The organism is Dehalococcoidia bacterium (assembly GCA_028711995.1).
GTDB lineage: Bacteria > Chloroflexota > Dehalococcoidia > SZUA-161 > SpSt-899 > JAQTRE01.
On the sequence record JAQTRE010000162.1, the window covers coordinates 1 to 6137 of the forward strand.

The window sequence follows — 6137 nt, forward strand, 5'->3', positions numbered from 1 at the left end:
GCCAGACCCACCAGAAACACCAAGATGATTATGATCGCTACCAACATTTTGCTTCCTCCTAAATGTTCATGCCCCGAATGAGACTCATTGAGTCGTAAACCAATACATCAAGCTCTGGCTCTGGGGATAATTTGCCAACGATGGCATAGCGCCTGCCGTCGAGGCTGTGGCTCCATAGGTGGGTTGTTTTCTCGGTCAGCTTCCCGTTCTTATCTGCAATGTAGCGGAAATTGCGCTGCTCTTTGATTGCGTTAACACTATCTTTGGTCCAGAACTGTTTGTACTGCCTGATCTTCTGGTGCCCAAACTCCACTGAGTCGGCCCCTTTGGGGCACGGCTTTATATTCCAGCCCAGACGGTACAACTCCTCGATTGATTTCGGCTCGGCCGAATCGGCAAAGATTTCGTCGTATCTCTTCCGAAGCCCCGCTGCCTCCATGCGGCTTGACAGGTCGTTGTTAGTCAGGCCCAGTTCATAAACCAGCTCTTGCGAGTACAGGCAATCTCCACGGATGACATTGGAGACCACCGCGGCCGGATCGTTGGCAAAGCCAAAGTCCAATCCGATAAAGCGGTCACCTTCGGGCAGTTCGTCAACCTGCTCGAAGTGCGGGTATACAAGGCCCTCTATTTTGCCGAGTTTTCCCAGGCCGTAGATATTCCACCAGTTGGCATCATTCCGGTTACTCTCGATGTTGACCACCACCTCAGGCGGTAGCACCCAGATAGCATCTTGGTACGTGCTATGGATATACGCATTCTCCGGCTGCCCTTTCCATCGCTCGTGTGCCCAGAATTCGGAGACCGGGTTCCAGTCGCAGAGGGTGAATAACCTGGTTCTGATATCCAGCGCCCGCGCTGTGTCCCATGGAACGTTATTAGCCTCGTTGATAAACAAGATATCCCGGCGTGGCCCGTGAACCTTTCCGGATTCATCAGCCCCGAAGAACTCGATGGCGCCGCCGGACGGGAAGGTGTAGACATTCTCTGTCTTGTTGTGGGCCTTCTCGTCGTAAGCCTCGCCCAGGATGTTTTTGAAGTCTCGCAGGCAACCTTTCTTCTGGTGGGGCATAGACTCGGAAACGACCGAGATTAGCAGTGGCTGCCTGGCCGCTTTGGCGATCATGATAAGCAATTGCAATATAGATATCGTTTTGCTTGAGGATGTCCCGCCCTCGTTGAGCGCCCGGCGTTTCCCGGCCTGATAGGCCGCCAGATTATCGCGGAAGACACGCGTCATCTGCCAAATCTTAGCAGTTTCTTCTCTGCGGTCGAGCATTGCGCTCTTTGCTGTCGTCATTTTCTGCTGACAATCCCCTCAGCCTCTTCAATGGTACAAATACGTTCCCCCGTAAGCTCCTTGATCATCTCAGCCGTTTGCGCATCTACCACCTGGTAGACAATGGACTCAGTTTTGATCGGGCCTCCGTCTTTACCTGTAGACTCCACCCTCTCGATGTAACCCCGCTTTTTGCCCTGAGTTTTGAGGAAAAAGAATATTGAGGCCTCTTTCCCTTCGCGGATGTTTTCTAAAAGCTTACTCTCTGCGAAGTCGAGTAACCGCTCCTGAGCCTCTTCTTTGGCCTGGGCAACAGAGGGATAGTCAGCCACATATCGCTTAATAGTCGAGTAGCTCACCCCTGCGCGTTTGGCCGCGGCAGTCAAAAGCCCCTGAGTTTCCTCAAGGGCCTTGATGATCCGGGCGGCGGTGTTGTCTCTTTTTTTAGGTGGGTTTTTATGGGCCATCGAGTCACCTTTGTATTATTATACCACAATATGCAAGGGCAAAGAAAAACCGGGGTTTCCCCCGGCTCTTCTTACTTATTGGTCAGCTTATATGTTAGTCGGTTTTCAAACGTTGGGGAAAACCTGCGGGTGCGGGAATGAACTTGGCCAAATCATCTTTGATGATGTAAGGCTTTTCCAGTGAGGCCAAGAGCCGAACCGCTGCATCCGTGTAGCCAGCCCAATCGATAGACTTGCCGAACTCATGATAGTTCAGCTTCCCGACTTTGTAGAGGTCTACGAACTGATGTGTTTGCCGGATGATCTCAATGGAAACATCCGGGGATAACGTCGGCTCCAAGCTTACCCATGTCTGAATTCCGGCATCGTGGAAGGTCTGCAACGTGGATATTCGGTCTGCTGGTAGAGCTGCGCCAGGCTCCCATTTCAGGCTTTCGGAATCGTCAAGGCAGGTGAGTGTCGATGCGAACGAGTCGCCGGCGCCAAACAATGGGAGTGCCTCAAGGGCTCTGGAGCCCCCTTTGGTCAAAACGCATACGGGGAAACCATTGTCTTTGAGTATCTGGATTGCCTGTATCGCTGTGCACTCCGGGTCCGGCTGGAATGGGTCTGAGGTAAACGAGAGTAAAACTTGCTTCTTAGGGCCAGTCCATCGTTCAGCATCGTTTTGCAATTTGGCAAGGAATCCCGGTCTGACCTTCGCTTGGGCAAATTCCTCTCTTGTTTTGCGGATTGCCGAGGGAGCATAACAATAGAGGCAACCGTGAGAGCAACCTGTGTATACGTTACACGCCAGCTCCGCGTACTCTCTGGCCCTGCCCTTCGGCTCGTAAATCGTTCCGTAATTCATCATGCCTCCTCGATCATGTTAGCAAAGTGTGCCTCAATGATTTCGGGATCGAGATAGTTTTGAGCCCACTCGAAAGCCTGGTCTTTGGTGAGTGGGGTTATTTTCGACCCACCGGACCATTCGTTCTGGCCGGTGGTGCGGCTGTAGTGAGTCATCGGTCCACCGGAGCCTGCCAGGAAGTACCTGCCTGATCGCGGTGCCACATAAAGCCCAGCTTCCCAGTGGTTGAAGTCTCCGGGGTAGGAATACTGGTGATGGCCGATGAGAGTTGCCTTGTCGGTATCGTAGCGGATTCCTGTGATGATCGCTTTCATGATTTCCTCCCTATTTATTTTAGTTGCCAAAGCGCCGAGCAAATTCTGCTTTGATTTCGTCGTCACTGAATTGAGCCAGCGGGTTGACAGTGGTTCTGTTTAACCAGTGCTCACGGGCTGCCCCTTGTGTTACATCCATCTCAGTGCCATCATTTTGGATTATTGCCCAGGCATTTGTGCCAGAGTTGCCACGTCCATCTTTTTGGCCGTACCTGATGATGTCACCTGGCTGAGCTTCGATTTCGAGAGTTCCGCCATTATCGTCGCCGAGATATTGCCCCCAATCGAGTTCAGGTTTTTTGTCCCAGGCAATGATTTTAGCTATCCAAGGCCGGGAGTATCTCCTGTGATTGTATCCATTCCAGTTAATTGTGATTCTCATTTCCTCAACCTCCTATCCTTTATACCTGTATTATACACCATATTAGTGTATTTGTCAACACTTTCACAGTGTAAACTTCGAGGAATCAAGGTTATTTGAAGGTGGTTTTATATGGCTTGCTCGGTTTACTCGCCCGTATGGCGATTATAGAGGCTCGTTTTTGAGTGTAAATTTTGCAAATCTAACATTTTGTCAAGTAGAATCTTGAAATTGCAGTATTATGTCTACCAGGCGTATTTATTGTAAAGAAAATCGGGCAATTAGAGTAAAACGGGGCTTTATAATCCCTTTTAGGGCCACTTTGTGAGTGTAGATTATTCCGTATTCCGGGTTGCAGGTTCTATCATTAAACCGATATATCTGGCATGACCTCCAGCTATAGCTTCCTTTGCTTCGACTATTGTCAAGCCGTGCTTCTCAGCTTCTGCCAAACAATAGGGTATTCCTGTATCAGCCAAACTTCCTCTTAAACCGCCCGGTAAATCATCCTTGATCAATTCCAGTCCCATTGCTATCAACATGTATTTATCTATCTGGCCCCCGCCTATCATCACATTCCCGATCGTCAGAAAAACAGCTGTTCTCTGTCTAATGTTCGGTAGCATGGTAAACCATTGCTTCCATGGACTCCCATAGGTATCTATGTCGATCACGTTATCATCCCATCCCGGCTGACTCAATATCCGTTCGCTCTTTATGGCAAGTCGGCCTGTCTTTTTCTTAACGTCAACTCCCCAGTAACGAGCTATCGTATAATCTCGCCTGAGCTTTTGCCATATGACTCCATCCCCTTGGCAGCAGTCGAAGACCCTGATCGGTTCTTTCTTAAAATATTTCGTCAGGAAATAGCGGCGTAAATCTAATTTGGGATATAAGTTGCTGTTATCAGTCTTTTTCGTCTTCATTTGATGCCACCGTCGTCTTTAGAATGATACCGTCAATCTGGCCTATTTTCTCCACCGTTTCCGCTATCAAGCTGAAGTTAACTGTGGGGATTCCGATCAGGACCCAGGTCAATGCAGGGGCTGATATCTCCACGTTTTTCAGCTTAGTGTCTTCCCCGTAGATTGCTACCAGCGATTCTAATTCATCTTCGCCGAACAACGTTAAACCCATGTCAAAGGCCCCGGTGTCAATTTCAATTATCAGGTCTTTCAGACTGGGGAAATCCCATTCCCCTACCTGTTTGTTGGCGGCGATCATCCGGGCGATGTGGATGTCCTCGGGATAGTCCACCACGACAACCTTGGCATGGGTGATCCCCTGGGATATCAGCACCTTTGCCCGGAGATGACCCGACACCCAGCAGTTATTACGCTTGTTGTAGACTAGCGGATCGTAGTAGTCGTAATCCAGGCTCTTGATCAGCTTTTTCCAGCCCGAGGTGCCCGGCTCCGGGTGTATTCGGGGATTGCGTGGGTGAGGCTGGACTGTGGCCAGTTCGATCACCGCATCCTCATAGGTTGCTGTTTTTGGTTTCTTCGGCATCATTCACCCCTTCTCCGTCAAAAACTTCTCCACCGTCACAAGCACCTTCCGTTCCCCTGGAATGCACTCAATGGCCGGGGTATCCAGCACAATCCGCTTGCCTGAGTCGTCCCTGATCACCCCTGCGTCAACTAACCCATCAAGCCCAGACTTAAACGAGGCCACCAGGTTATCAATGTCCCTACGGCGATGGTCCGGGATAATAAAGGTCAGTTGCACGAGAGCCTTTTCTGGGGCTATCCATCCGTTCATGGCCGATTTTGCAGAGAGAAACGATAACTCTCGGTAGCGCTTGGCCTGTTTTGCTTTTTCTGCCCAATGAACCCGTGCATTCGGTGAGCAGGCTTTCGGGGGGAGTGACGGAATCTCAATTCTCATGCTCCTCCTTTTCGCAGCACGAGCAGAGTTCGCGAAGTTGCCATTGCAAATCCTGGACAGTATCCACGCTGTCAGTTTTGAGCATGCTTGCCCTGATCCCCTTCGACGTTTCGCATTCCCGGCACTCAGCCATAACATCAACACTTGAGTTCATGCTCCCTCCAGTGCGGCCAATCTCTCAGCCGCCTCGATTTTGGGTCAATCTCGAGTGGTATCATCCGGCCTGATCTCCTCTCATTTGCTTTCAGCACCATTACCTGCAACAGATTCTCGACTCCAGGGTAGATAGCCTTGAACGTCTCGTCAGTCTCTGAGTAGTAGTCATCCCGGTAGAGCCCTAACACTACGCGCGCATCTTGCTCAATGGCTCCCGATTCTCTGAGGTCGGAGAGCCGAGGCCGCCTGTCTGACTTCCGATCCTTCCCCTCGGCTTCCCGGTTGAGCTGGCAAAGTGCGACTATCGGTACGTCACAGTCTTTCGCCATCTGTGCCAACCGCCCGGATACCAGCGTGGTCTTTTCGTACAGACTCTTGGCAGCGTCCCCGATTTTCCCCAGGTGGTCAATAAACACCGCTCCTAAATTGTGCTCAGCTTTCATCCGCTCGATCCGCGCCGTGATATTCCCCGTGGTCAACCCCGCCTTGTCGTCAATCCAGATCGGCAACTCGTGGACCTCGGCTATCGCCGCGGTGGTCTTCTCTTGAATCTCGGCGCGTTCCTCCATTCCGAACTTGTTGTCGAAAACCCCTTGCTCAATGTCATCTTTGTTGAGTCCGGCCAACATGTAGGCCAGTCGTGAGATAATCTGAGGCTTGGACATTTCAAGACTAAAAATTCCGGCAGGAGCTTCCGGTGTTGCGCCTAACGCAGCGCACAACATCAAATGGCTTTTGCCGATTCCTGGACGGCCAGCGATCACATAGAAGACACCCCTTTCCCACCCACCAATCGCCCTATCTAATCGTTTGAACCCTGTCG

General features: G+C 50.9%; 9 protein-coding genes. All 9 read right to left on the reverse strand.

Features of this window, described 5'->3' with window-relative positions:
- Positions 1-58: 58 nt before the first annotated feature.
- Positions 59-1300, reverse strand: coding sequence for a terminase (locus tag PHV74_14430; protein MDD5095552.1), 1242 nt, complete (start codon positions 1298-1300; stop codon positions 59-61).
- Positions 1297-1746, reverse strand: coding sequence for a hypothetical protein (locus PHV74_14435; GenBank protein MDD5095553.1), 450 nt, complete (start codon positions 1744-1746; stop codon positions 1297-1299). Before PHV74_14435 ends, PHV74_14430 begins: the two co-directional genes overlap by 4 nt.
- A 94-nt stretch (positions 1747-1840) precedes the next feature.
- Positions 1841-2599: a hypothetical protein gene (locus PHV74_14440; protein ID MDD5095554.1), complete on the reverse strand. Its 759-nt coding sequence runs from the start codon at positions 2597-2599 to the stop codon at positions 1841-1843.
- Positions 2596-2910 carry a hypothetical protein gene (locus PHV74_14445; protein MDD5095555.1) on the reverse strand — a complete coding sequence of 105 codons (315 nt, stop codon included), beginning with the start codon at positions 2908-2910 and terminating at the stop codon, positions 2596-2598. The genes PHV74_14440 and PHV74_14445 overlap by 4 nt, the downstream gene beginning before the upstream one ends.
- A 19-nt stretch (positions 2911-2929) precedes the next feature.
- Positions 2930-3292, reverse strand: coding sequence for a hypothetical protein (locus tag PHV74_14450; protein MDD5095556.1), 363 nt, complete (start codon positions 3290-3292; stop codon positions 2930-2932).
- Between the two features lie 314 nt (positions 3293-3606).
- The gene (locus PHV74_14455) at positions 3607-4197 is read right to left on the reverse strand and encodes a hypothetical protein (GenBank protein MDD5095557.1); all 591 of its coding nucleotides are present in this window, start codon (positions 4195-4197) and stop codon (positions 3607-3609) included.
- The gene (locus PHV74_14460; GenBank protein ID MDD5095558.1) at positions 4178-4783 is read right to left on the reverse strand and encodes a hypothetical protein; all 606 of its coding nucleotides are present in this window, start codon (positions 4781-4783) and stop codon (positions 4178-4180) included. Before PHV74_14460 ends, PHV74_14455 begins: the two co-directional genes overlap by 20 nt.
- Positions 4784-5158, reverse strand: a complete 375-nt coding sequence (locus PHV74_14465; protein ID MDD5095559.1) for an endodeoxyribonuclease RusA — start codon at positions 5156-5158, stop codon at positions 4784-4786. It lies immediately after the preceding gene.
- Positions 5159-5295: 137 nt separating this feature from the next.
- On the reverse strand, positions 5296-6137 hold an 842-nt coding region (locus PHV74_14470; GenBank protein ID MDD5095560.1), incomplete at its 5' end, for a DnaB-like helicase C-terminal domain-containing protein.

Excerpts from the sequence above, each read along its gene's own strand:
- PHV74_14450 (MDD5095556.1), bottom strand. The coding sequence starts at position 3,292 with ATGAGAATCACAATTAACTGGAATGGATACAATCACAGGAGATACTCC.
- PHV74_14440 (MDD5095554.1), bottom strand. The coding sequence starts at position 2,599 with ATGATGAATTACGGAACGATTTACGAGCCGAAGGGCAGGGCCAGAGAG.
- PHV74_14430 (MDD5095552.1), bottom strand. The coding sequence starts at position 1,300 with ATGACGACAGCAAAGAGCGCAATGCTCGACCGCAGAGAAGAAACTGCT.
- PHV74_14460 (MDD5095558.1), bottom strand. The coding sequence starts at position 4,783 with ATGATGCCGAAGAAACCAAAAACAGCAACCTATGAGGATGCGGTGATC.
- PHV74_14435 (MDD5095553.1), bottom strand. The coding sequence starts at position 1,746 with ATGGCCCATAAAAACCCACCTAAAAAAAGAGACAACACCGCCGCCCGG.
- PHV74_14445 (MDD5095555.1), bottom strand. The coding sequence starts at position 2,910 with ATGAAAGCGATCATCACAGGAATCCGCTACGATACCGACAAGGCAACT.
- PHV74_14455 (MDD5095557.1), bottom strand. The coding sequence starts at position 4,197 with ATGAAGACGAAAAAGACTGATAACAGCAACTTATATCCCAAATTAGAT.
- PHV74_14465 (MDD5095559.1), bottom strand. The coding sequence starts at position 5,158 with ATGAGAATTGAGATTCCGTCACTCCCCCCGAAAGCCTGCTCACCGAAT.